Source organism: Curtobacterium sp. MCLR17_034 (assembly GCF_003234485.1).
Classification (GTDB): domain Bacteria; phylum Actinomycetota; class Actinomycetes; order Actinomycetales; family Microbacteriaceae; genus Curtobacterium; species Curtobacterium flaccumfaciens.
Genome location: NZ_QKTH01000001.1, coordinates 366,329 through 387,985, shown reverse-complemented (window position 1 = coordinate 387,985; position 21,657 = coordinate 366,329). Strand labels below are relative to the sequence as shown.

Genomic DNA, 21,657 nt, shown 5'->3' with positions numbered 1-21,657 from the left:
TGAGGGGGTCGAAAGTTCCACGGCGGAACCGATAAGGACCGGCGTGGAACGATCCGCGGAGCAGGACGGTAACGTGCCGCCATGCACTGGGGGGACACCGGACTCGACGACGACCAGATCGCGTTCGTGCAGCAGACGCTCCCCGATGCCGTCGTCGTGGCCGATGAGTCGTGGGGGCTCCTCGACACGAGGGTCCTGCACGTCCGCGCTGGCGACGACGGCTTCACCGTGAAGGCCTCCGGCCCGACCAACACGCACTTCCCCCGCGAGCTCGACGCTCACCGCACCGCCACCGCTGCACTCCGAGCCAGCGGGGACGCCGGTGCCCTCGTCGCCGCGAACGAGGAGCACCGCGTCCTCGTGCTGGAACGCGTCCCCGGGCACCTCGCCCTCGGGACCCCGGACGAGCACGATCCCTATGTCCACCGACAGGCCGGAGCACTGCTCCGACGGCTGCACGACCAGGACACCCGCCACGACCCGACGTTCCTGCAGCACGAGCAGGCGAAGGCACTGGCCGCGCTCGACGCCCCGCACCGGATCCCCGACGACGTGGTCGCCCGCGCGCGAGCAGCACTGCGCGCACTCCCGACCGACCACACGACGCAGTCCCTCGTCCCGACCCACGGCGACTTCCACCCGCGCAACTGGATCGTGGACGACGACGCCCGCGACGACCGCAACGACCACCACCGCAGGCTGCGCGTCATCGACTTCGGCCGCTTCGGCTGGCGCCCGGCGTCCTTCGACCTCACCCGCCTCGCGGTGCTGCACTGGCAGCACGATCCCGCCCTCGAAGCGGCGTTCTTCGACGGGTACGGGGACGACCCGCGCACTGCGGACGCGTGGCGCTGGCTGCAACTCCGCGAAGCAGTGGGCACCGCGACCTGGGCCTACGCGGTCGGCGACGAGGGCTTCGAGGCCCAGGGCCACGACATGCTCCGCCGCGCCCTCGCCGCGTTCTGACCCGTCAGACCAGGACGCAGCTCACGGCACCCGCACGAACCGCGGCGCCCCACGGTCCCGCAACCGGAAGCCGAGGTGCTGGTACAGCCCGATCGCCCCGGTGTTCCCGGCGGCCGCGTGCATCAGCGGGGTCTCGCCCCGCTCGCGGATCCCGTGCGCGACGGCGAGCACGAGCCGCCGACCGAACCCCTGCCCCCGGTACGCCTCGTCCGTGCACACCGCGCTGATCTCGGTCCACCCCGGCGGGTGCAGGCGCTCCCCCGCCATCGCCACGAGCCGTCCGTCCCGCCGGATGCCCAGGTACGTGCCGAGCTCGATCGTGCGCGGCAGGAACGGCCCCGGCTTCGTCCGCTCCACCAGGGCGGTCATCTCCGGCACGTCGTCGGGCGTCAGCACAACGGCTTCGTCGTCCGGCGCACCCTCGATCGCCTCGCCGGTCAGCTGCACGCCGCCGGCACCCTCGACGAGCTCCCACCCCTCGGGCAGGACGGCAGCCGCACCGACGCCGAGCATCCCGCCCGACCCGAGCAGCGCCCGGACGTCCGCCCAGTCCTGCGCGGTCGGCTGTGCGGGGATCCCCGTCCACACCGACACGTCGGTCTGGTAGCGGACGACGTCGCCGCGCCGCTCGGCGAACCGCGCGTGTTGGCTGTTCAGCGCGGCCATCGCGGGCGCGTCGAGCATGCGCGTCGGGGTGCCGTCGTCGGCGATGGTCAGGTCGAGGGTCCGGAGCGCTTCGCCGCGGGAGTCTCCGCCGCGGAACCCGAGGTCCTCGATCTGCCGTCGATCGCCGTCCGCCCACCCGGCGGTGTCCGCGACGACACCGGAGGCGTAGTGGTTCGTGGCACGGTGGACGACCTGCTCGACGTCCGCTGCCGAGGCCACGAGGACCTCTCCGGGTCGGGGAAGCGCGGTCGAGGTCGGCGCAGTCGTCGTCATCCCACCATTCTCCGCCCGCGGCGAGCGCCGTCGGCGCATCGTTGCACCCGGTGACGGCACGGTGCGAAGTTGACCACCCGGTGCGAGGAAACAACCTCGCACCGGGCGTGCAACCTCGCACCACGGAAAACCAGACCCGCCCCCACCTACCCCAGCCGCGCCGCCACGAACTCGACCATCCGCCGCACGAGCAGCGCCTGCGACGCCGCCCGCCGGTACTCGTGCCCCTCGCCCTCGAGCTCCAGGTACTCCACGTCGTGCGCCCGCTCCCGCAGCGCCGCGACCACCTGGTGCGCCTCACCGATCGGCACGTTCGTGTCGAGCTCCCCGTGCACGACGAGCAGCGGCGCCGTGACGTCGTCGATCGCGCGCATCGGTGACAGTGCCGCGAGCAGGGCCTCGTCCTCGACGGGGTGCCCGTACTTCGTGGCGGCAGCGGCCGCGATCCACGGTTCGGTGTCCCGGTAGAAGGTCGCGAAGTCGCTCATCCCGCACACCGCGACCCCGGCCGCGAACACCTCGGGCGTGAACGCCAACGACGCCAATGTCGCGTACCCGCCGTAGGAGCGCCCCTCGACGGCGACGCGGGACCGTTCGGCGTACCCGTTGGTCACCAGGAACCGCGCGCAGTCGACGACGTCGGCGAGCGCGTTCCACCGCAGCGCCAGGTCGTCGGCGTGCACGAACTCGTGGCCGTACCCGGAGGACCCGCGGATGTTCGGCGCGAACACGGTCACCCCGGCGGCGGCGAGCGCCTGGTGCTGCGGCGAGAACGTGGGTCGCTCCTGCGACTCCGGTCCGCCGTGCAGGTGGACGAGCGCTGCGCGGCCGGGAGGCACGGCACCAGCACCAGGGTCGGCGCCCGCTGCCGACGTGGTCGGCTCCACGGCCCGGTACAGCCACCCGGTCAGCTCCAGTCCGTCGCGGGCGGCGAACCGCTCGAGCGTCGGCTCGACCAACTGCACGTCCGGCAGCACCGGGACGTCGGTGACCCGGCTCCAGGTCAGCGCGTTCGTGTCGAGCCGCCACAGTTCGCGCGGACGGGTCGGCCCCTCGACGGCGAGCAGCACGCTCCGGCCGTCACGGCTGAGCACGGGGTCGGTGACGACGTACCCGGGCAGGTCCGGCACCGGGGTACGCGAGGCGTCGTGCGTGTTGATGAGGTCGAGTTCGCTCCGGCCGTCGACGTTCCAGACGAGCAGCAGCGTGCGGCCGGCGTCGTCGGCGTCCAGGTACTCGAGCTCGGCGTCGTCGCGCTCGACGATCCGCCGGGGTGTGCCGCGCCAGCCGTGCGGGCCGACCGGCTGCGCGACGAGTCCGCGGCGGGGCAGTCCGGCCTCGGTGGCGACGTAGGCGACGAGCGGACTGGTCTCGCTCGCGGGCGAGGGCCGCAGGAACGCGATCTCGGCGGACCCGTCGGGGTCGTCGGCGAACAGGGCGTGGCTCTCGTCGGTCAGCCGGTCGACGACGACCACGAACTCCTGGCCGCGCTGGCCGTCGCTCAGCACGACGAGCCGTTCCTCCACCGACAGGTCGAGGATGTGGATGAGTTCCCCCACGGCCAGGTCGTCGCGGTCCCCGGTGACCGGGTCGACCAGGTACGCACGGGCGGGCTGCTCGGGCTCGGTCGAGGGCAGGGTGATGACGACCCGGTGGCCGCTGCGGCTCCACGGTCCGAGTTCGGCGTGCTGGTACCGCGAGCCGGCGATCTGCGCGGCGTCGGAGCCGTCCGGCCGCACCACCCAGACCTGCTGCTTCACGCCGCCGTCGGTCGCGATGGCGACGGCGAGCCACTCCCCGTCGGACGACCACGACACCCGGATCACCGGGTCGTCGGACAGTGCGATCCGCACCGGCTCAGGCAGCTCGTCGCCGACGACGACGTCCTGCACGAAGACCTCGGGGGTGTCGTGCCGGTCGCTCACGAACGCCACGCGCCGGGCGTTCCGGGTCATGGTCGGTCCCCACGATCCCCAGGCGGCGGTGAGCCGCGCACCCAGGTCGGCCGCGGCCCTGGTGGTGACCGACGGCTCGACGATGGCCGACGACGCGACGCCCTGCGCGCCTCCAGGCCGGACGGAACCCACGATCACCGCACCCCCTGCTGCTGCAGCCACATCTCGATCAGGCCGAGCTGCCAGAGCGCGTTCGCGCCGATCGCGGTCCTGGTGCTGTTCGGGTCCTGCAGCATCCGCTCGACGGTGGCGGGGTCGAAGAGCCCGCGCTCCCGCGCCTCGGGTGCGTGCAGCGCGTCGCGGACGCGCTCCAGGTACGGGCCCTCGAGTTGCCGGATGGCGGGGACCGGGAACGAGCCCTTGCTGCGGTCGATGACGGCGTCGGGGACGATCCCGCGCGAGGCGCGCTTCATCACGCCCTTGCCGCCGTCGGTGAGCTTCATCGACGGCGGGATCGCGGCGGCGAGCTCGACGAACTCGTGGTCCAGGAAGGGCACGCGGGCCTCGAGCCCCCACGCCATCGTCATGTTGTCGACCCGCTTCACCGGGTCGTCGACGAGCATGATCGTGGTGTCGCTGCGGAGCGCGGCATCCACGCTCGTCTCCGCGCCCGGCCGTGCGAACTGGCGGTCCACGAACGCCGACGGGGTGTCGTCGTCGCTCTTCCACCGCTCCCCGAGCAGGCCCTGCAGCGCCGGCCACCGGCGGTCCATGAACACGGAGCGGTAGGCCTCGGCGGCCTGGTCGCGCGGGACGTCGGCGAGCGGCGGGTACCAGTCGTAGCCGGCGAGCACCTCGTCGGCACCCTGGCCGGACTGCACCACCTTGACGTGCTGCGAGACCTCCTGTGACAGCAGGTAGAAGGCGACGCAGTCGTGGCTGACCATCGGCTCGCTCATGGCGGCGACCGCACCGTCGATGCCGTCGAGCAGCCGCGACGAGGGGATGTGGATGCGGTGGTGGTCGGTGCCGAAGTGCTTCGCGACCTGGTCGGAGTACTCGAACTCGTCGCCGGACTCACCGCCGGCTGCCTCGAACCCGATGCTGAACGTGGCGAGGTCCTGCTGCCCGGCCTCGGCGAGCAGCCCGACCACGAGCGACGAGTCGATCCCGCCGGAGAGCAGCACCCCGACCGGGACGTCGGCGACCATCCGGCGCTCGACGGCGGTGCGGAGCGAGCCGATGAACGCCTGCTCCCAGTCCCGCTCGGACCAGTCGGCCCGGGCGGGGTCACGCTCGAAGCGCGGCTCCCAGTAGACGGTGTCGTGCGTGGTGCCGTCGGGGTCGATCACGCGGACGGTCGCGGGCGGGAGCTTGCCGACGCCGGCCAGGATCGTGCGGGGTGCGGGGACGATGGAGTGGAAGCTCATGTACGAGGCGAAGGCGACGGGGTCGATGGACGTGTCGATGCCCGACCCACCGTCTCCCGCAAGGATCGCGGGTAGTGACGAAGCGAACCGGAGCCCGCCGGGGACGGGCGCGACGTAGAGCGGCTTGATACCGAGCCGGTCCCGGGCCAGGACCAGCCGACCGCTGGCGTGCTCCCAGATGGCGATGGCGAACATCCCGATCAGGTGGTCGACGAACGCGGTGCCCCACTCGGCGTACGCCAGGGCGATCACCTCGGTGTCCGACGTCGACGCGAACCGGTGCCCCTTGCCGTGCAGCTCGTCGCGGAGTTGCCGGTAGTTGTAGACCATCCCGTTGTAGGCGATCGTCAGCCCGGCCTCGGCCAACACCATCGGCTGCGCGCCCGCAGTGGACAGGTCGACGATGGACAGCCGTCGGTGCCCCAGGGCGACCGGGCCGCGAGCCCACAGGCCGTCGCCGTCCGGGCCGCGGTGCGTCATGCAGCCGGTCATCCGGGCGACCGCCCCGACGTCCGGCGCTCGGCCGTCGAACCGGATCTCACCCGCGAGTCCACACATCAGCGCTCTCCCTCGGTGTCCGCCGGGGCGGAGTCGGTGTCCGCCGGGGCGTTCCCGACGATCCACGTGTCCTTCGCGCCGCCGCCCTGCGACGAGTTGACGACCATGCTGCCCTCGGGCGCGACGCGCGTCAGGGCCACGTCGGCCAGGTGCACGTCGTCCGGTCCGGTCCCCGTCGCGTACACGAAGGCCCGCAGGTCCACGTGCCGCGGGTCGAGTCCGGCCGGTCCGATCGTCGGGTGCGAGGACAGCTGCACCACCTCCTGCCCCACCCACCCGGCGGGGTCGGCCGCGATCTCGCGCCGTCGCTCGGCCACCTCGGGGGCGCTCGCGCTCGGTCCGATCAGGACCCCGCGGCCGCCCTCGCCGTCGACCGGCTTCGTGACGAGTTCCCCGACGCGGTCCAGGACCGACAGCCGTTCGACCTCGATGCTCGTGCGGTACGTCGGCACCGATGCCAGCAGGGGTTTCTCGTCCAGGTAGTACCAGATCAGGTCCGGCACGGTGACGTACATCGCCTTGTCGTCGACCAGCGCGTTGCCCGGCGCGTTCGCCAGGTAGACCCGTCCTGCCTCCGCCGCGTCGAGGATCCGCGCACCGAGGTCGGGAGCGTGCTCCGCCGTCAGCGCGCTGACGTCGCGGTCGATCCGCAGGTACAGCCCGTCGAGCACGTCACCCGTCGTCGCGTCGACCACGCGTCCGTCACGGACGTCCAGGTCCGACCCGGACAGGAGGCGCAACCCGGCCCCGTCGGCCAGCCTGCGGTGCTCGAACCACGCGCCGGCGGCGGGGCCGTCGCTGACCAGCGCGATCACGGGGTCCGTCGCGCCCGTCACCGCGGTGGTGTTCGCGCAGAGGGTCCGGCGCAGCCGGTCGGTCACGCCGTGCGGGTCGCGCAGGTGCGCCGGCCGTGGGGCGTCCGGCACGACGTCGTCCATCAGCTCGCGCAGGGCGATGCCGTACGCGACGCCCGAGGGCGAGCGGACGTTGTCCTCGAGCACCCGCCAGCCGCCGAACTCGTTGCGCACCAGGTCGAACCCGAGCACCGGCGCACGGACGGCGGTCGCCGGCAGCCGGGTGGCGTCCGGGTCCCAGCCCTTCGCGCCGACGAAGTGGTCCGCGTCCAGCACGCCGTCGGCCACGATCCGCCGGTCGCCGTACGCGTCACGCAGGAACAGCTCGATCGCGCGGGCACGCTGCCCCAGGCCACGCTCGAGCTGCGACCACTCGTACGCGCTGATCGTCCGGGGCACCAGGTCGCAGCCGAACTCCTGCGCTCCGCCGTCCACCACGAAGCCGACGTGGTGCTCGCGCGTCCAGACGTCGCGGGCGGTGCAGCGCTCGATCGCGGTCTCGGCGTCCCAGCCGTCGAAGAAGGCCGCCAGGTCACGGAACGCCGGACGGGGGCGCGCCCCGGGGCCGACCGCCTCGTCACCGGCACGGACGCGGTACCCGGGGATCGGGACCACCGGGTCCTCGTCGCGTCCGGACGGGAGCCCCGCGGTGTCCTCCACCACCAGGGCGACGACGTCGTCCATCTCCCCGCGCTCGGCGTAGGCGGTGCGCTGCCGGTCGGTGGAGTTGCCACGGGCCAGGGTCGCGTCGAGCAGCTCCGTCACCGTCCCCCAGTCGCCGAGCTCCTCGAGCTCCGGACGCAGGCGGGACACGAGCTGGCGCACCGCGACCTCGGCGGGCAGCCGTTCGGGGTGCTGCCCGAGGCCGACGAGTTCCCCGCTCAACCCGGAGCGGGCGGCCTGCCACATCGCTGCACGGTGCAGGGGTTCACTGCGCGGGTGCCACTCGGCGCCCGACACGACCGACTTCTCCGCCTTGCGTACGGCGGCGCGGAAGAGTCCGGCGATGAGCACGGCGTCGTCCACCACCGGGGTCGCGTCGCAGACCCGCAGCTCGAGCGTCGGTGCGTGCGACGACGGCCGCACGTCGAAGTAGGCCATCTTCTTGTCGGCGATCACGCCCGAGGCGATCAGGTCGTCGAGCACCCGGTCGTACTCGGCGGCGTCCTCCACCGGACCGAAGCTGCCGGCCGACGGCCACCGCTGCCAGATGATGCTGCGGAACGAGGCGTACCCGGTGTCCTGCCCGTTCCAGAACGGACTCGACGCGCTCAGGGCGAGCAGTACCGGGAGCACCGGCGCCACCCGCTGGGCGATCAGCACCGCCAGGTCGCGGTCGCTCACCCCGACGTGCACCTGCAGGCCGCAGATGAGCTGTTCGTCGACGAGCATCCGGTACTGCTCCTGCATCCGGCCGTACCGACCGCCGGAGCTCAGCTCGAAGTCGGCGTACTCCGACCTCGGCGCGGTGCCGACGGCCGCGATCGTGACGCCGGCCGGGGCGATCGCGGCACTGAGCTCACTGCGCAGGTCGACGATCACCCGCCGCAGGTCGTCGAGGGTCCGCACCACCGGGGTGTTCGTCTCGATCGTCGTGCGCTGCAGCTCCGCGCCGAAGCGGTCGGTGGGCAGTTTGGGCAGAAGGCGCGGGGCCTTCGCGGAAAGTCGGCCGGACTCGAGGTCGATGAGGTGCAGCTCTTCCTCGGCGCCGAGCGTCAGCTCTGCACTCATGGCTGGAACCTACGCGTGTGCCCTGTGGCGCGTCCGCCGCCGCTCCGGCCGACTCACGCTCGTAACATATGTCATATATTGGTGTGATGACTCCCCTCCTTGAGACATCGGCGCTGACGCGGCGGTTCCGCAGCGCAGCAGGCCATGACGCGACCGTCCTCGAAGACGTCTCCGTGAACGTCGGCCGCGGCGAGTTCGTGACCGTCGTCGGTCCGAGCGGCTCCGGCAAGTCGACGCTCCTGCAGTGTCTGTCCGGGCTGGACTCGCCGACCAGTGGCACCGTCCGGATCGACGGCACCGACCTCGCAACCCTCCGGGGCGACTCGCTGGCCGCCTTCCGACGCGACCACCTGGGGTTCGTGTTCCAGTCGTACAACCTCATCCCCGCCCTGACCGCGTTCGAGAACGTGGCGCTGCCGCTCCGGCTCGTGACCGGGTCGGTCGATCGCGTGGTCGTCCGGAACGCCCTCGAAGCGGTCGGTCTCGGCGCGTTCGCCCAGAACCGCCCCGGCCAGCTCTCCGGCGGTCAGCAGCAGCGCGTGGCGATCGCCCGCACCATCGTCACCCAGCCGGACGTCGTGTTCGCCGACGAACCGACCGGCGCCCTGGACACCGAGTCCGGAGCACGCGTGCTCGAACTCCTGCGGGCGGCGGCCACGGGGTCGCGTTCGGTCGTGATGGTCACGCACGACCTCGAGGCCGCGGCACTCGGCGACCGCGTGCTCGTCCTGCGCGACGGACGCCTGCACCGGGAGCTCGTCACTCCCTCGGTGCCGGAGATCCTCGAGGCGGTGTCCCGGTGATCACACGTCTCGTCCTCGCCGAGGTCGTCCGGGCTTGGCGGCTCTGGACCTCGACGTTCGTCGTCATGGTCTTGACCGCCGTCGTCGCGCTCGTCTGCGCGGGTGACGTCTCGACCGCCGCTGGGATCACCGACACCGTCGACGCAGCCGGCCTGCGCAACCACGCGATGGTCTTCGGAGCGATGAACGCCATCGTGGTCATCGGCGCACTCAACGTGCTCGTGACGTTCGCGATCCGCGTCCAGCGCCGGACGTACGCGCTGTGGCAGTTCGGCGGTCTCGGGCCTGCGCTGATCCGCCGGGTCGTGCTCGCCCAGGCGGTCACGTTGTCCCTCGTCGCGTTCGGAACCGCCCTCGCGCTGATGCCTCTCACACTCCGGAGCCTGATGGCCTTCCTCTCGGCGCCCCTCCGGAACCCCGGTGCGCCAGCCCTCGATCCGCGCCTCGGCGTGCTCGAGGCAGTCACCGCCTTCGTGGTGTTCGAGCTCGTGGTGTTCCTCAGCGCACTCGGGGCTGCACGTTCGGCGTCGACGACCCCCGCCCTGGACGCCGTCCGTGAGCCCGAATCCGAGCCCGCCCGTCCCAGCCGCGGCCGGAAGACCACCGCCTGGGTGCTCGGAGGCGTCACCGTCACGATGTACGCGCTGACGCTGCTCGGCGCGCGAGGCGTCACGATGCTCTTCCTCGTGCCCGCGATGGGGTTCGTGATCACGGTCGCACCCTGGTCCTGCCGAGCGCTCGTGTCGGCGTGGACCGCGGTGCTCCCCGGGGCTCCGGCGGCGTGGTTCCTCGCGCGCGAGTCGCTGAGGTACCACGTCGCGCGGAGCCACTCGGCGATCGCACTGCTCGCGGTGGCGATGCTGCTGGGCTCACTCACCGGCCTGGCGGGCGTCTGGGACTCGCCCGCGTACTACCTGGGCGGCCTCGCCATCTTCGGCGGCCCGGTCCTGATCGTCCTCTTCACCGGTGCTGCCACCGTGGTGATGACCACGATGGGCCGACGACGGGGCGTTGCCCTGCTCGTCGCCGCTGGCGGGACCTTCCGGACGGGGCTCGTCGCTGCGGTACTGGAAGCCGTCGCGGTGGTCGTCACCGCGGCGCTCATCGCAGTACCACTCGCGATCGCGACCATCCCAGCGGCCCTGACGAGTTGGACGGATCCGCTTCGTCCCGTTCCGTTCGTGGTCGCCGTCGGACTCGTCATCATGGTGGTGGCGACGACCGCACCGGTCCTGCAGGCTCGGCGCCGACCGTTGGGCCCACAACTCGTCGACACCGGAGTCTGAGCCCAGCGCGAGGCCCTACCCCCGCGTGCGCGCCAGCCGCCGGTTGAGCGCCCCGTTCAGCAGCGCGACGAGCAGCCCCACCGCGAACACGAGCGTCCCGAAGCACAGCACCTGCGGCGGCATCCCGGCCTTCGCAGCCCCGTAGACGAACAGCGGGAAGGTGACCGCGGGTCCGGCGACGAACGAGGTGATCACGTAGTCGTCGATCGACATCGCGAGTGCGAGCAGCCCCGCGGCGAGCATGCCCGGCGCCAGCAGCGGCAGGGTGACGAGCCGGAAGGCCTGGAACGGCGTCGCCCCGAGGTCACCCGCGGCCTCTTCGAGCGCCCGCGAGGTCCCCGCGATCCGAGCCCGCAGCACCACGACCACGTAGGCGACGTCGAACGCCACGTGCGTGATGAGCACGGTCAGGAACCCGGTGCCGAGCCCCACCGACAGGAAGAACGAGAGCGACGCGGAACCGACGACGATCGACGGGGCCGCGATGTCGGCGAACACGACGGTGTTCACGACACCGCGACCCGGGAACCGGTACCGCTCCAGGGCCAGCGCGAGGGGCAGCCCGATCGCGACGGAGATGACCGCGGCGAGGAACGCGACGACGACCGACGTGACGAAGGCGGCTCCGAGCCCGGACACGTTCACCAGGTTCGCGTACCAGTAGGTCGTGAACCCGTTCCAGGCGAACGACAGCCGGTTGGTGGGGGCGTCGTTGAACGAGTACACGATCATGTAGACGATCGGCACCAGGGTGATCGCGATCGTCACCCAGTACACGATGGCGAGCCAGGGCCCGCGGCGGTTCACGCCGTGACGACGCGGACGGCCGGCGACGGAACCGGTCACGGGCGAGGCCGGAGCGGCGGCGGCGGAAGGGGACGGTGCGACGGCGGTCATACGAGGTCCTCGAGGTCGTCGGTGCCGGAGACGCGGGCGTAGATGAACAGGATGATGCCGAGCACGACCATGAGCACGGTCGACAGGGCCGCGGCGACGTTGTACTGCTGGTTGCCGGAGTAGGCGTCCTGGATCGCCTGACCGATCGTGTACGTGTTCGTGCCGCCGAGCAGGGCCGAGTTCACCGGGTCGCCGACGCTGTCGATGAAGACGAGCAGGACCCCGGCGAAGATGCCCGAGCGGGACAGCGGGAGCGTGGTGTGCCAGAACGCCCGGAACTTGCCGGCGTACAGGTCGTTGGCGGCCTCGCCGAGCCGGGGGTCGATGCGCTCGAGGGCGGCGTAGATCGGCAGCACCATGAAGGCCAGGTCGTTGTAGGCGTCGCCGAAGATCACCGCGCCGCCGGTGCCGAGGATGTGGAAGTCCTTGCCGGCGAGCCCGACCCCCTGCAAGAAGGTGACGACCGGCCCCTGCGACGCGAGCACGAACGCCCACATGTCGGTCCGGATGATGAACGACACCAGGAAGCTGATGAACACGAGCATGAGCAGCGGGTTCTTCCACCGCGGGGACACCCGGAACGCGATGAAGTACGCCACCGGGTACCCGACGATGATGCAGGCGATCGTGGCGGCGGCGCCGTACCAGAGCGACCGGAGCAGGAACGTCAGGTAGGGCACCTGCGGGTCGACGAACAGCGAGCCGTAGATCCCGAAGTTCCAGGTGAACGTGTAGCCGTCGTCCGGGTTGCCGGTCATGAGCGAGACGATCAGCCCGGACACCAGAGGGATGACGAAGAACACGCAGAGGTACGCGGTGCCGACGAGCGCCAGGAAGAACGGCGTGCTCCGACGGCGTCCCCGCCGCACCGGCGCGGAACCGGAAGGACCGGCGGAACCACCGGGACCGAGCCCCGGTGCCACTCCGACCGCGCTCACGACTGCACCACCGCGTTGAAGATGCCGTTCCACTCCGAGTACTCGTCGTAGTTCTCGAACACACGGAACTCGTGCGACTGCTCCAGCACGTCGGCAGAGGGGAACACGAGCGGGCTGTCCGCCACGGTGGCGTCGTCGAGTTCGTCCCGCACGTAGTCCTCGGCAGCGGGCACCGGGCAGACGTAGTTGACCCAGTCCTCGACGATCCCGGCGATCTTCGGCGTGTAGTAGAAGTTCATCCACTCGAGCGCCGACACCGGGTTCTCGGCCTGCCGTGGGATGAGCATGTTGTCGTGCCAGGTCATCTGCCCCTCTTCCGGCGTGACGAACTCCAGGTCGGGGAACCCGGACTGCTGCGCCTGGAACACGTCGCCCGACCACGCCTGGGTGATCCAGGTGTCGCCGTTCTCCAACCGGTTGATGTAGCTCTGGTCGTAGAAGCCGGTGACGCTCGGCCGCAGTTCGCGCAGCCAGGCCTGGGCCTTCCGCCAGTCGGCGGGCGTCGAGGTCTCCGGGTCGATGCCGAGCGCGAGCAGTCCGAGCGACCCGAGTTCGGTGTTGTCGCTCATCAGCCCGATGCGGCCCTTGAACGCCGGGTCCTGCAGGTCCTTGAGCGAGGTGATCTTCCGCCCGGTGTACTTCGGGTTGTAGGCGAGCCCGGTGAACCCGGTCTGCCACACGACGGAGTGCTTGTTGCCCGGGTCGTAGATGGGGTCCTTCACGGAATCCGAGGCGTTCGCGGCGAAGTTCGGCAACCGCGAGTGGTCGAGCTCGCACACGAACCCGTTCTTGATCATCTGGGTCAGCTCGAACCCGTTCGTCATGACGACGAGGTCGTAGCCGGTCGCACCGTGCGCCCGCAGGATCGGTGAGGCGGTCGCGTAGAAGGTCGCGTTGTCCTGGATCACCGCCTGGTAGTCGACCGCGATGCCGGTCTCCTTCTTGAACAGCGCCAGGGACTCGGACTTGCCGTGGTCGGAGTCGATGTACAGCGGCCAGTTCGCGAAGTTCAGGGTGCCGGTCGCCTTCGCGTCCTTCCAGAACGCCGCCCAGTCGACGGTGTCCTCGGCGCCGGCGGCCGCGGAGCCCTTGATGCTGCACCCGGTGAGCAGGGCGGCCAGCGCGGCGGCCCCGCCGCCGGCCAGCAGGCCGCGTCGGCTGACGCGGGCCGACGTCAGCCCGCGCAGCAGGTCCGGACCGGGCACCGCGCCGGTCACGCGAGCGATCCTGCCGTGGCGGGGACGCTCTGGAGGCCCGGGTCGTCCTGGGTGGTGACGGTCGCGTCGGACGCGGGGTGCGCCTCCAGACCGAAACCGTGGTCGACGCCCCACGTGAGCCAGACCTCGGTACCGGTCGCGATCCGCGGCCCGCCCTTCGAGTTCTGCGCGAACACCGAGACGCGACCGGCACCCGGCACGTCGACCAGGTACTGGGTGCTGACGCCGGAGAACGAGACGTCCACGACGCGACCCGGGCCGAGGATGTTCCGTCCGGCCTCGGGGGTCGGTTCGGCGGTGCGGATCTTGAGCTTCTCGGGCCGGACGCCGACGACGACGCGACCGGTCGTGGCGACGGCTCGGTCGGCCGGCACGGCGACCGAACCGGCCGCGGTCGCGACGACGAGCAGGCCGGCATCGGTGCCGCGCACCTCGCCCTCGAGCAGGTTCGACTGGCCGAGGAAGTTCGCGACGAAGGCCGTGCGCGGCAGCTCGTACAGGTCCTGCGGGCTGCCCATCTGCTCGATCCGACCGCCGTTCATGACGGCGACCGTGTCCGCCATCGTCATCGCCTCTTCCTGGTCGTGGGTGACGTGCAAGAACGTGAGCCCGACCTCGGCCTGGATCGTCTTCAGCTCGAGCTGCATCTGGTGGCGGAGCTTCAGGTCGAGGGCGCCGAGGGGCTCGTCGAGCAGCAGCAGGGCCGGCCGGTTCACGATCGCGCGGGCCAGGGCGACGCGCTGCTGCATGCCGCCGGAGAGCTGGGCGGGCCGCTTCGACGCCGACCCCTCGAGCTCGACCAGCCGGAGCGCTTCCGTGGCCTTCGTCATCGGGTCCGGGATCCGGCGCCGCTTCAGCCCGAACGCGACGTTGTCGAGCACGCTCATGTGCGGGAAGAGCGCGTAGTTCTGGAACACCGTGTTGACGGGCCGCTGGTACGGCTTCGTGTCGGTGACGTCCTGGCCGCCGATGGTGATGGTGCCGCTCGTGGGTTCCTCGAGCCCGGCGACGAGCCGCAGGGTCGTCGTCTTGCCGCAGCCCGACGGGCCGAGCAACGCGAAGAACGAGCCGGCGGGCACCGTCAGGTCGAGGCTGTCCACCGCGGTGTGGCCGGGGAAGGACTTCGTGATCTGGTCGAGCCGGAGATCGGCTCCCGATTCGGCGAACGTTCCGGTCATTGCCATGGTGCCTCCAGGGGGTGGTCGGCCTCAGCCGATGTAGGACATGACGTGCTTGATGCGGGTGTAGTCGTCGAAGCCGTACTGCGACAGGTCCTTGCCGTAGCCGGAGTGCTTGAACCCGCCGTGCGGCATCTCGGCGACGATCGGGATGTGCGTGTTGATCCACACGCAGCCGAAGTCCAGGTCGCGGGCGAAGCGCATGGCACGCGTGTGGTCGGTCGTCCACACCGAACTCGCCAGGCCGTACTCGACGCCGTTCGCCCACGTCAGGGCCTGCTGTTCCGTCGAGAACCGCTGCACGGTCTGCACCGGGCCGAAGATCTCCTGCTGCACGGCACGGTCGTCCTGGCGCAGGCCGGCGACGATCGTGGCCTCGTGGAAGTACCCGCGGTCACCCTGTCGTGCGCCGCCGAGCTCGATCGTCGCGTGGTCGGGCAGCGTGTCCAGGAACGACTGCACGTGCGCGAGCTGGTTCGCGTTGTTGACGGGACCGTAGGAACCGTCCGACCCGGTTCTCGCGTTGACGCGTGCCTCTGCTGTGAGCGCTGCGACGAACTCGTCGTGGATGCCCTGTTGCACGAGCAGCCGGGTGGCGGCGGTGCAGTCCTGTCCGGCGTTGCAGAACCCGGCGGCGACGATCCCGGCCACCGCCGAGGGGATGTCGGCGTCGTCGAACACGATCACGGGTGCCTTGCCGCCGAGCTCCAGGTGGGTGCGCTTGAGGTCACCGGCGGCGGCACGGGCGACTTCCATGCCGGCGCGGACGGAGCCGGTGATGGACACGAGCTGCGGGGTCGGGTGGTCGATCATCGCGGCGCCGGTGGTGCGGTCCCCCACGACGACGTTCAGGACCCCCGGCGGCAGGAACTCGGCGGCGACCTCGGCGAGCAGCAGGGTCGACAGGGGTGTCGTGTCGCTCGGCTTGAGCACGGTGGTGTTCCCCGCCGCGAGCGCCGGCGCGAACTTCCACACCGCCATGTTGAGCGGGTAGTTCCACGGGGTGACCTGGGCGACGACACCGATGGGTTCACGCCGGACGAACGAGGTGTGGTCGGCCAGGTACTCGCCGGCGCTCCGGCCCTCGAGGTTCCGGGCGGCCCCGGCAAAGAAGCGGATCTGGTCGACGGACAGCAGGATCTCGTCCTCGACCAGGGTGGCGCGGGGCTTCCCGGTGTCGAGCGACTCGAGGTCGGCGAACTCCGACGCCCGCTGCTCCATCGCGTCGGCGATCCGGAACAGGGCGAGCTGCCGTTCGCCGGGGGTGGTGCGGCGCCAGGTCTCGAACGCGGTCGCGGCCGCACCGAAGGCGGCGTCGACGTCGGCGGGGGTGGACACCGGGGACGTGCCGTAGACGTGCTCGTCGGTCGGGTCGACCAGGTCGAACGTGGTGTCGGCGGTCGACTCGACGGAGGCGCCCCCGACGAAGTTCCGCAGGACCCGGGTGTCGGTGTCCGCCGTCGCCGTGCTCTGTGCGTCCAGCATGGCGGTGATACTGACACGGATTCCGGCGGTGCGGAAGAAGGATCCGGAGGTTGTGGAGAACTGTAACAACGGAAATCGTCGCGAAACACGGAGTTCACAACGGAATCCCTTGCGCACCCCGAACCTCGCTGCCATGCTGTCCGGCATGGCGGCAGCACCACGACGTCCGGGACCGATCGACGACACCTCGAAGCGGATCATCGAACAACTCCAGGCGGACGGGCGCCGCCCGTACGGCGAGATCGGCAAGGCCGTCGGTCTCAGTGAAGCGGCGGTCCGGCAGCGTGTGCAGAAGCTGACCGAGACCGGCGTCATGCAGATCGTCGCGGTCACCGACCCGATGCAACTGGGCTTCCACCGCCAGGCGATGATCGGCATCCGGGTCAGCGGCGACACCCGAACCGTCGCCGATGCCCTGGAGCAGCTGCCGGCGGTCGACTACCTCGTGATGACCGCCGGCAGCTTCGACCTGATGGTCGAGGTCGTGTGCGAGGACGACGACGACCTGATCGAACTGCTCAACGGCACCATCCGGGCCATCCCGGGCGTCGCCGGCACCGAGACCTTCGTCTACCTGCAACTCCGCAAACAGCTCTACGACTGGGGAACGCGATGACCATCTCCGAACAGGCCACAGGCCGGACCACGACGGGCCCGGCCGCCCGCCTCCACTCCTACGACCCGTTCGCACCGGTCGACGACGCCGACCTGCAGCGGAAGTCCCGGGACCACCTGTGGATGCACTTCGCCCGGCACGGCGCGAACCAGGCCGGCGCCGACGTGCCGATCATGGTGCGCGGCGAGGGCCACCACGTCTACGACAGCCACGGCAAGGAGTACATCGACGGGCTGTCCGGCCTGTTCGTCGTCGCCGCCGGGCACGGGCGGAAGCGCCTGGCCGAGATGGCCGCGAAGCAGGCGGAGACGCTGAGCTTCTTCCCGATCTGGTCGTACGCGCACCCCGCGGCGATCGAGCTCGCCGACCGGCTGGCCGAGCACGCCCCCGGTGACCTCAACAAGGTCTTCTACTCCACCGGCGGCGGCGAGGCGGTGGAGACCGCCTTCAAGCTCGCGAAGTACTACTGGAAGCTCCAGGGCAAGCCGATGAAGCACAAGGTGATCTCCCGCGCGGTCGCCTACCACGGCACCCCGCAGGGCGCCCTGGCGATCACCGGCATCCCGGCGATGAAGGAGATGTTCGAGCCCCTGACCCCCGGCGGCTTCCGGGTGCCGAACACGAACTCGTACCGCGCCGAGGAGATGGGCTTCCCCGGGGGCACCGAAGAGCAGTTCGGCTTCTGGGCGGCGGAGCGGATCCGCGAGATGATCGAGTTCGAGGGCCCCGACACCGTCGCCGCGGTGTTCCTGGAGCCGGTGCAGAACTCCGGCGGCTGCTTCACCCCGCCGCCCGGGTACTTCCAGCGGGTGCGCGAGATCTGCGACGAGTACGACGTGCTGCTCGTCTCGGACGAGGTCATCTGCGCCTTCGGCCGGATCGGCACGATGTTCGCCTGCGACACCTACGGCTTCGTACCGGACATGATCACCTGCGCCAAGGCGATGACCTCCGGGTACTCCCCGATCGGCGCGACGATCATCAGCGACCGGCTGTTCGAGCCGTTCTCCAAGGGGGACACGACCTTCTACCACGGCTACACGTTCGGCGGGCACCCGGTGTCGGCCGCCGTCGCGATGGAGAACCTCGACATCTTCGAGGAAGAGGGGCTGCTCACCAACGTGCAGCAGAACGCCCCGCTCTTCCGCGCCGAGCTCGACACCCTGCTCGACCTGCCGATCGTCGGGGACGTCCGCGGTGACGGCTACTTCTACGGCATCGAGCTCGTCAAGGACAAGGCCACCAAGACGACCTTCGACGACGACGAGTCCGAGCGGCTGCTGCGCGGGTTCCTGTCGAAGGCACTGTTCGACGCGGGGCTGTACTGCCGGGCCGACGACCGCGGTGACCCCGTCGTGCAGCTCGCACCACCGCTGACGATCGGGCAGCCGGAGTTCCGCGAGATGACGTCGATCCTGCGCAGTGTCCTGTCCGAGGCCTGGACGAAGATCTGACCGTGAGCGGCTACCGGGGCGTCTCGTTCTGGCTCGACCAGCTCGCGTCCACCGGACGCGACGACCTGACGCCCCGGCCGCCGCTCGACGGCGACACGACGGCCGACGTCGCGATCGTGGGCGGTGGACTGACGGGTCTCTGGACCGCGTGGTACCTGCACCAGGCCGACCCGGGCCTCCAGATCGTCGTCCTGGAACGCGAGATCGCCGGCTTCGGCGCGTCCGGTCGCAACGGCGGCTGGTGCTCGGCGCTGTTCCCGCGGTCCGCCGCGGCGATCGCCGAGGAGCACGGGCGCGACGCCGCGCTCGCGTTGCGGGCCGCCATGCGCGACACCGTCGACGAGGTGGGCCGCGCAGCGTCCGAAGCCGAGGTCGACTGCGACTACGTGAAGGGCGGGACCGTCCTGTACGCACGCTCCGCCGTGCAGGAACGCGCCGCCCACGACGAGGTCGCGTCCTCCGCGGCATGGGGCGACGACATGACGTGGCGACCCGCGCGAGCGGGCGACGCCGCCGGATCGGCGGGGGTCGCGTGGACCCCGGACTGCGCGCGCGTGCAGCCCGCCGCGTTGGTGCGTGGCCTCGCGGCCGCCCTGGAGGCCCGTGGCGTCCGGATCGCGGAGCACACGCCCGTCTCGTCCTGGGATCGCGGGCGTGTGGTCACGTCGCGCGGCACCGTCACGGCAGGTGCCGTGGTGATCGCAGTCGAGGGCTACGGCGCCCAGCTGGAGCAGACGAAGCGGCGGATCCTGCCGCTGTACTCGCTCATGATCGCGACGGCCCCGCTGCCGGCGTCCGCGTGGGAACGCATCGGTCTCGAGCACGGGCAGACGTTCTCCGACTACCGGCACCTGCTCGTGTACGGGCAGCGCACGGCCGACGACCGGCTGGCGTTCGGCGGCCGCGGAGCCCGCTACCACTGGGGGTCCTCGATCACGCCCGGGTACGATCGGGTGCCGCGGGTCTTCGAGCACCTGCGGAAGGCCCTGGTCGACCTGTTCCCGGTCGTCTCGGACGCCCCGGTCACCCACACGTGGGGCGGCCCGCTCGGGGTGCCGCGCGACTGGTGCGCCTCGGTGACCTGGGACGGACACGTCGGCAGCGCTGGCGGGTACGTCGGGGACGGCCTGTCGACGACGAACCTGGCCGGACGGACCCTCGCCGACCTCGTGCGCGGGGAGTCGACGGCACTGACCGCACTGCCGTGGGTGAACCACCGATCGCCCGACTGGGAGCCCGAGCCGCTGCGGTTCTTCGGCGCGAACGCGGGACTCGTCGCGACCGACTTGGCCGACCGCGAGGAAGCACTGACCGGGCGGCCGAGTCTGGCCGCTCGGCTCATGGCACCACTGACCGGAGGGCACTGATGGCTGCCGGTCTCGACGCCGACGTCGTGGTCGTCGGGGCGGGGGTCGCCGGGCTCGCCGCCGCCCGGGCGCTCGCACTCGGCGGGCAGCGGGTCGTCGTGCTCGAGGCCCGCGACCGGATCGGCGGGCGCACCTGGACCGATGCGTCACTCGGGGTGCCGGTCGACCTCGGCGCCTCGTGGATCCACGGGGTCGACGGCAACCCGCTCTGGGCCCTGGCACCCCGGTTCGGCATCGAGACCGTCGAGTTCACGGTCGGCAGCTTCCAGTTCGACGGCCGGCCGATCGCGTGGCACGACCCGTCCGGCGCCGCTCTCTCCGCCGAGGACACGTCGGCGTTCGTGGCGGACCTGCACACCGTCGACGCGGCCCTCGACGCCGTCGTCGCGCAAGCGCCCCCGCCCTCGACCTACGCGGCCGCCGTCGACACCGTGCTCCGCTCGCTGCGGTGGGAGGGCGACCGAGCGGCGCGCGTCCGCGAGTACACGGCCCACCGGTCCGAGGACCTCTGCGGCGCACCCGTCACCGTCCTCGACGCGCACGGCCTCGACGAGGAGCACGTCCCAGGCGACGAGGTGGTGTTCCCCGGCGGCTACGCCCAGTACGCCCGCGCGCTGGCCGAGGGGCTCGACGTCCGGCTGTCGTCGGTCGTGCGGTCGGTGACCCAGGCCGGCGACTCGGTGACAATGGGGCTCGCCGACGGCACCACCGTCGTCGCGCCGCAGGTCGTCCTCACGGTGCCGCTCGGGGTGCTGCAGGCCGGCGACGTGGTCTTCGAACCGCCCCTGTCCGCGCCGGTGACCGGAGCGCTCGACCGGCTCGGGATGGGCACCTACGACAAGGTGTTCCTGCGGTTCCCCACACGGTTCTGGGGCGACTCGTGGGTGATCCGGCAGCAGGGGTCCGCCGGCGTCGACTGGCACTCCTGGTACGACATGTCCCGGGTGACCGGTGCGCCGGTGCTCGCCGCCCTGGTCGGTGGTGCCGGAGCCCGTCGGCTCGAGACCCTGCCGGACGCCATGGTCGTCGACGAGGGGGTGGCGGCGCTGCGGAAGATGTTCGGCCCGTCCGTCCCCCAGCCCGAGGCGTTCCGGATCACCCGGTGGGCCGAGGACCCGTTCTCGCGGGGCTCGTACTCGTACCTGCACGTCGGGGCGTCACCCGACGACCACGACCTGCTCGGCACCCCGTCCGGCCGGGTGCAGCTCGCCGGCGAGGCCACCTGGAGCGACGACCCGGCGACGGTGCACGGTGCGCTGCTGTCCGGGCTGCGGGTGGCCGGGCGGTTGCTCGGCACCCAGGTCGAGCCGCTCTCGCTCGCCGACCCGCTGTCCCCGGTGTCGGCCCGTGCGACACTCGCTCCGTGACCCCGACGAGGACCCGACCGCGACACGAACACCGGGCACCGGTCGCCGTCGCGGTCCTGGTGAACCTGGCGTTGAGCCTGTTCCTGCCCGACGAGGTGCTGTTCTTCCCGTCGTGGGTGGTGCCCGTCCTGGGCGTCCTGCTGCTCACGCCGCTCATCGTCTTCAACCCGCGGCGTCTGACGCGCGAGACCACGTGGTCACGGTGGCTGTCGTTCGCACTGGCGGCTCTGCTCACCGTCGCCAGCCAGCTCACCGTCATCCGGACCATCACCGAGCTGCTCGGCGGCCACGCGGACGGTGCGGCGGTGCTGCTCACCGCGCTGCAGGTCTGGGTGAGCACGATCATCGTGTTCGGGCTCGTCTACTGGGAACTCGACCGCGGGGGTCCGGTGGCACGGCGGCGCCCCGAACTGTGGGCGACTGCCGAAGCGGACTTCCAGTTCCCGCAGGAGACCGACCCGAAGACCGCGGACTGGCGGCCGGTCTACCTCGACTACCTCTCCGTGGCGATGACGAACATGATGGCGTTCAGCCCGACGGACACGATGCCGATGACCGTCCGGGCGAAGATGATCATGGCCTACCAGGCACTGAGTGGGTTCATCCTGCTGGCGTTGGTCATCTCGCGCGCGGTCAACATCATCAGCTGACGCCTTGCTCCAGTTGATCGCATGAT

17 protein-coding genes are annotated in these 21,657 nt (G+C 71.2%); 8 read left to right on the top strand and 9 right to left on the bottom strand.

The window, feature by feature from the left end:
- Positions 1-81 precede the first annotated feature (81 nt).
- Entirely contained in the window at positions 82-966 is an 885-nt protein-coding gene (locus DEI98_RS01920) for a phosphotransferase (RefSeq protein WP_110863655.1), read from the top strand.
- A gap of 21 nt (positions 967-987) precedes the next feature.
- Here the strand turns inward: DEI98_RS01920 and DEI98_RS01915 are convergent, their stop codons facing one another.
- The 4 genes from DEI98_RS01915 to DEI98_RS01900 form a co-directional block, all read right to left on the bottom strand.
- On the bottom strand, positions 988-1,905 hold the full coding sequence (locus tag DEI98_RS01915; RefSeq protein WP_220034106.1) for a GNAT family N-acetyltransferase: 918 nt from the start codon (positions 1,903-1,905) through the stop codon (positions 988-990).
- 146 nt (positions 1,906-2,051) lie between these two features.
- Entirely contained in the window at positions 2,052-4,022 is a 1,971-nt protein-coding gene (locus DEI98_RS01910) for a prolyl oligopeptidase family serine peptidase (RefSeq protein WP_258370705.1), read from the bottom strand.
- Positions 3,995-5,788: an N-acetylglutaminylglutamine amidotransferase gene (locus DEI98_RS01905; protein WP_110863657.1), complete on the bottom strand. Its 1,794-nt coding sequence runs from the start codon at positions 5,786-5,788 to the stop codon at positions 3,995-3,997. Before DEI98_RS01905 ends, DEI98_RS01910 begins: the two co-directional genes overlap by 28 nt.
- A complete protein-coding gene (locus DEI98_RS01900) occupies positions 5,788-8,373 on the bottom strand; it encodes a carboxylate--amine ligase/circularly permuted type 2 ATP-grasp protein (RefSeq protein WP_111099712.1) in 2,586 nt (861 codons plus the stop codon). Before DEI98_RS01900 ends, DEI98_RS01905 begins: the two co-directional genes overlap by 1 nt.
- 86 nt (positions 8,374-8,459) lie before the next feature.
- Here DEI98_RS01900 and DEI98_RS01895 point away from each other — a divergent pair, with 86 nt between their 5' ends.
- Positions 8,460-9,176 (top strand): ABC transporter ATP-binding protein, encoded by a 717-nt coding sequence (locus DEI98_RS01895; protein ID WP_111099711.1) that lies wholly within the window; start codon positions 8,460-8,462, stop codon positions 9,174-9,176.
- Positions 9,173-10,462, top strand: coding sequence for a hypothetical protein (locus DEI98_RS01890; protein WP_111099710.1), 1,290 nt, complete (start codon positions 9,173-9,175; stop codon positions 10,460-10,462). The genes DEI98_RS01895 and DEI98_RS01890 overlap by 4 nt, the downstream gene beginning before the upstream one ends.
- Positions 10,463-10,477: 15 nt before the next feature.
- Here the strand turns inward: DEI98_RS01890 and DEI98_RS01885 are convergent, their stop codons facing one another.
- From DEI98_RS01885 to DEI98_RS01865, 5 genes are read right to left on the bottom strand one after another with little or no spacing between them, the layout of a single operon-like run.
- Positions 10,478-11,359: an ABC transporter permease gene (locus DEI98_RS01885; protein ID WP_111099709.1), complete on the bottom strand. Its 882-nt coding sequence runs from the start codon at positions 11,357-11,359 to the stop codon at positions 10,478-10,480.
- Positions 11,356-12,297 carry an ABC transporter permease gene (locus DEI98_RS01880; RefSeq protein WP_146243383.1) on the bottom strand — a complete coding sequence of 314 codons (942 nt, stop codon included), beginning with the start codon at positions 12,295-12,297 and terminating at the stop codon, positions 11,356-11,358. The genes DEI98_RS01885 and DEI98_RS01880 overlap by 4 nt, the downstream gene beginning before the upstream one ends.
- Positions 12,294-13,514, bottom strand: coding sequence for a PotD/PotF family extracellular solute-binding protein (locus DEI98_RS01875; protein ID WP_220037047.1), 1,221 nt, complete (start codon positions 13,512-13,514; stop codon positions 12,294-12,296). The genes DEI98_RS01880 and DEI98_RS01875 overlap by 4 nt, the downstream gene beginning before the upstream one ends.
- Complete coding sequence (locus tag DEI98_RS01870; protein WP_375334803.1) at positions 13,511-14,692, bottom strand: ABC transporter ATP-binding protein; 1,182 nt, start codon at positions 14,690-14,692, stop codon at positions 13,511-13,513. The genes DEI98_RS01875 and DEI98_RS01870 overlap by 4 nt, the downstream gene beginning before the upstream one ends.
- A 30-nt stretch (positions 14,693-14,722) precedes the next feature.
- Positions 14,723-16,177 (bottom strand): gamma-aminobutyraldehyde dehydrogenase, encoded by a 1,455-nt coding sequence (locus DEI98_RS01865; RefSeq protein ID WP_111099707.1) that lies wholly within the window; start codon positions 16,175-16,177, stop codon positions 14,723-14,725.
- 133 nt (positions 16,178-16,310) lie between these two features.
- Between DEI98_RS01865 and DEI98_RS01860 the strand changes: the two genes are divergently transcribed.
- From DEI98_RS01860 to DEI98_RS01840, 5 genes are read left to right on the top strand one after another with little or no spacing between them, the layout of a single operon-like run.
- On the top strand, positions 16,311-16,793 hold the full coding sequence (locus DEI98_RS01860; RefSeq protein WP_035809531.1) for an Lrp/AsnC family transcriptional regulator: 483 nt from the start codon (positions 16,311-16,313) through the stop codon (positions 16,791-16,793).
- Positions 16,790-18,247: an aspartate aminotransferase family protein gene (locus DEI98_RS01855; protein WP_111099706.1), complete on the top strand. Its 1,458-nt coding sequence runs from the start codon at positions 16,790-16,792 to the stop codon at positions 18,245-18,247. Before DEI98_RS01860 ends, DEI98_RS01855 begins: the two co-directional genes overlap by 4 nt.
- Before the next feature lie 2 nt (positions 18,248-18,249).
- A complete protein-coding gene (locus DEI98_RS01850) occupies positions 18,250-19,614 on the top strand; it encodes an FAD-binding oxidoreductase (RefSeq protein WP_110863663.1) in 1,365 nt (454 codons plus the stop codon).
- A complete protein-coding gene (locus DEI98_RS01845; RefSeq protein ID WP_111099705.1) occupies positions 19,614-20,981 on the top strand; it encodes an NAD(P)/FAD-dependent oxidoreductase in 1,368 nt (455 codons plus the stop codon). The genes DEI98_RS01850 and DEI98_RS01845 overlap by 1 nt, the downstream gene beginning before the upstream one ends.
- Entirely contained in the window at positions 20,978-21,631 is a 654-nt protein-coding gene (locus tag DEI98_RS01840; RefSeq protein ID WP_111099704.1) for a DUF1345 domain-containing protein, read from the top strand. The genes DEI98_RS01845 and DEI98_RS01840 overlap by 4 nt, the downstream gene beginning before the upstream one ends.
- Positions 21,632-21,657: the final 26 nt, after the last annotated feature.

What these genes read in the sequence shown, in the direction of transcription:
- DEI98_RS01845 (WP_111099705.1), top strand. Translation starts at nt 19,614, where the DNA reads ATGGCTGCCGGTCTCGACGCCGACGTCGTGGTCGTCGGGGCGGGGGTC.
- DEI98_RS01900 (WP_111099712.1), bottom strand. Translation starts at nt 8,373, where the DNA reads ATGAGTGCAGAGCTGACGCTCGGCGCCGAGGAAGAGCTGCACCTCATC.
- DEI98_RS01905 (WP_110863657.1), bottom strand. Translation starts at nt 5,788, where the DNA reads ATGTGTGGACTCGCGGGTGAGATCCGGTTCGACGGCCGAGCGCCGGAC.
- DEI98_RS01920 (WP_110863655.1), top strand. Translation starts at nt 82, where the DNA reads ATGCACTGGGGGGACACCGGACTCGACGACGACCAGATCGCGTTCGTG.
- DEI98_RS01895 (WP_111099711.1), top strand. Translation starts at nt 8,460, where the DNA reads ATGACTCCCCTCCTTGAGACATCGGCGCTGACGCGGCGGTTCCGCAGC.
- DEI98_RS01865 (WP_111099707.1), bottom strand. Translation starts at nt 16,177, where the DNA reads ATGCTGGACGCACAGAGCACGGCGACGGCGGACACCGACACCCGGGTC.
- DEI98_RS01915 (WP_220034106.1), bottom strand. Translation starts at nt 1,905, where the DNA reads ATGACGACGACTGCGCCGACCTCGACCGCGCTTCCCCGACCCGGAGAG.
- DEI98_RS01855 (WP_111099706.1), top strand. Translation starts at nt 16,790, where the DNA reads ATGACCATCTCCGAACAGGCCACAGGCCGGACCACGACGGGCCCGGCC.
- DEI98_RS01870 (WP_375334803.1), bottom strand. Translation starts at nt 14,692, where the DNA reads ATGACCGGAACGTTCGCCGAATCGGGAGCCGATCTCCGGCTCGACCAG.
- DEI98_RS01860 (WP_035809531.1), top strand. Translation starts at nt 16,311, where the DNA reads ATGCTGTCCGGCATGGCGGCAGCACCACGACGTCCGGGACCGATCGAC.
- DEI98_RS01885 (WP_111099709.1), bottom strand. Translation starts at nt 11,359, where the DNA reads ATGACCGCCGTCGCACCGTCCCCTTCCGCCGCCGCCGCTCCGGCCTCG.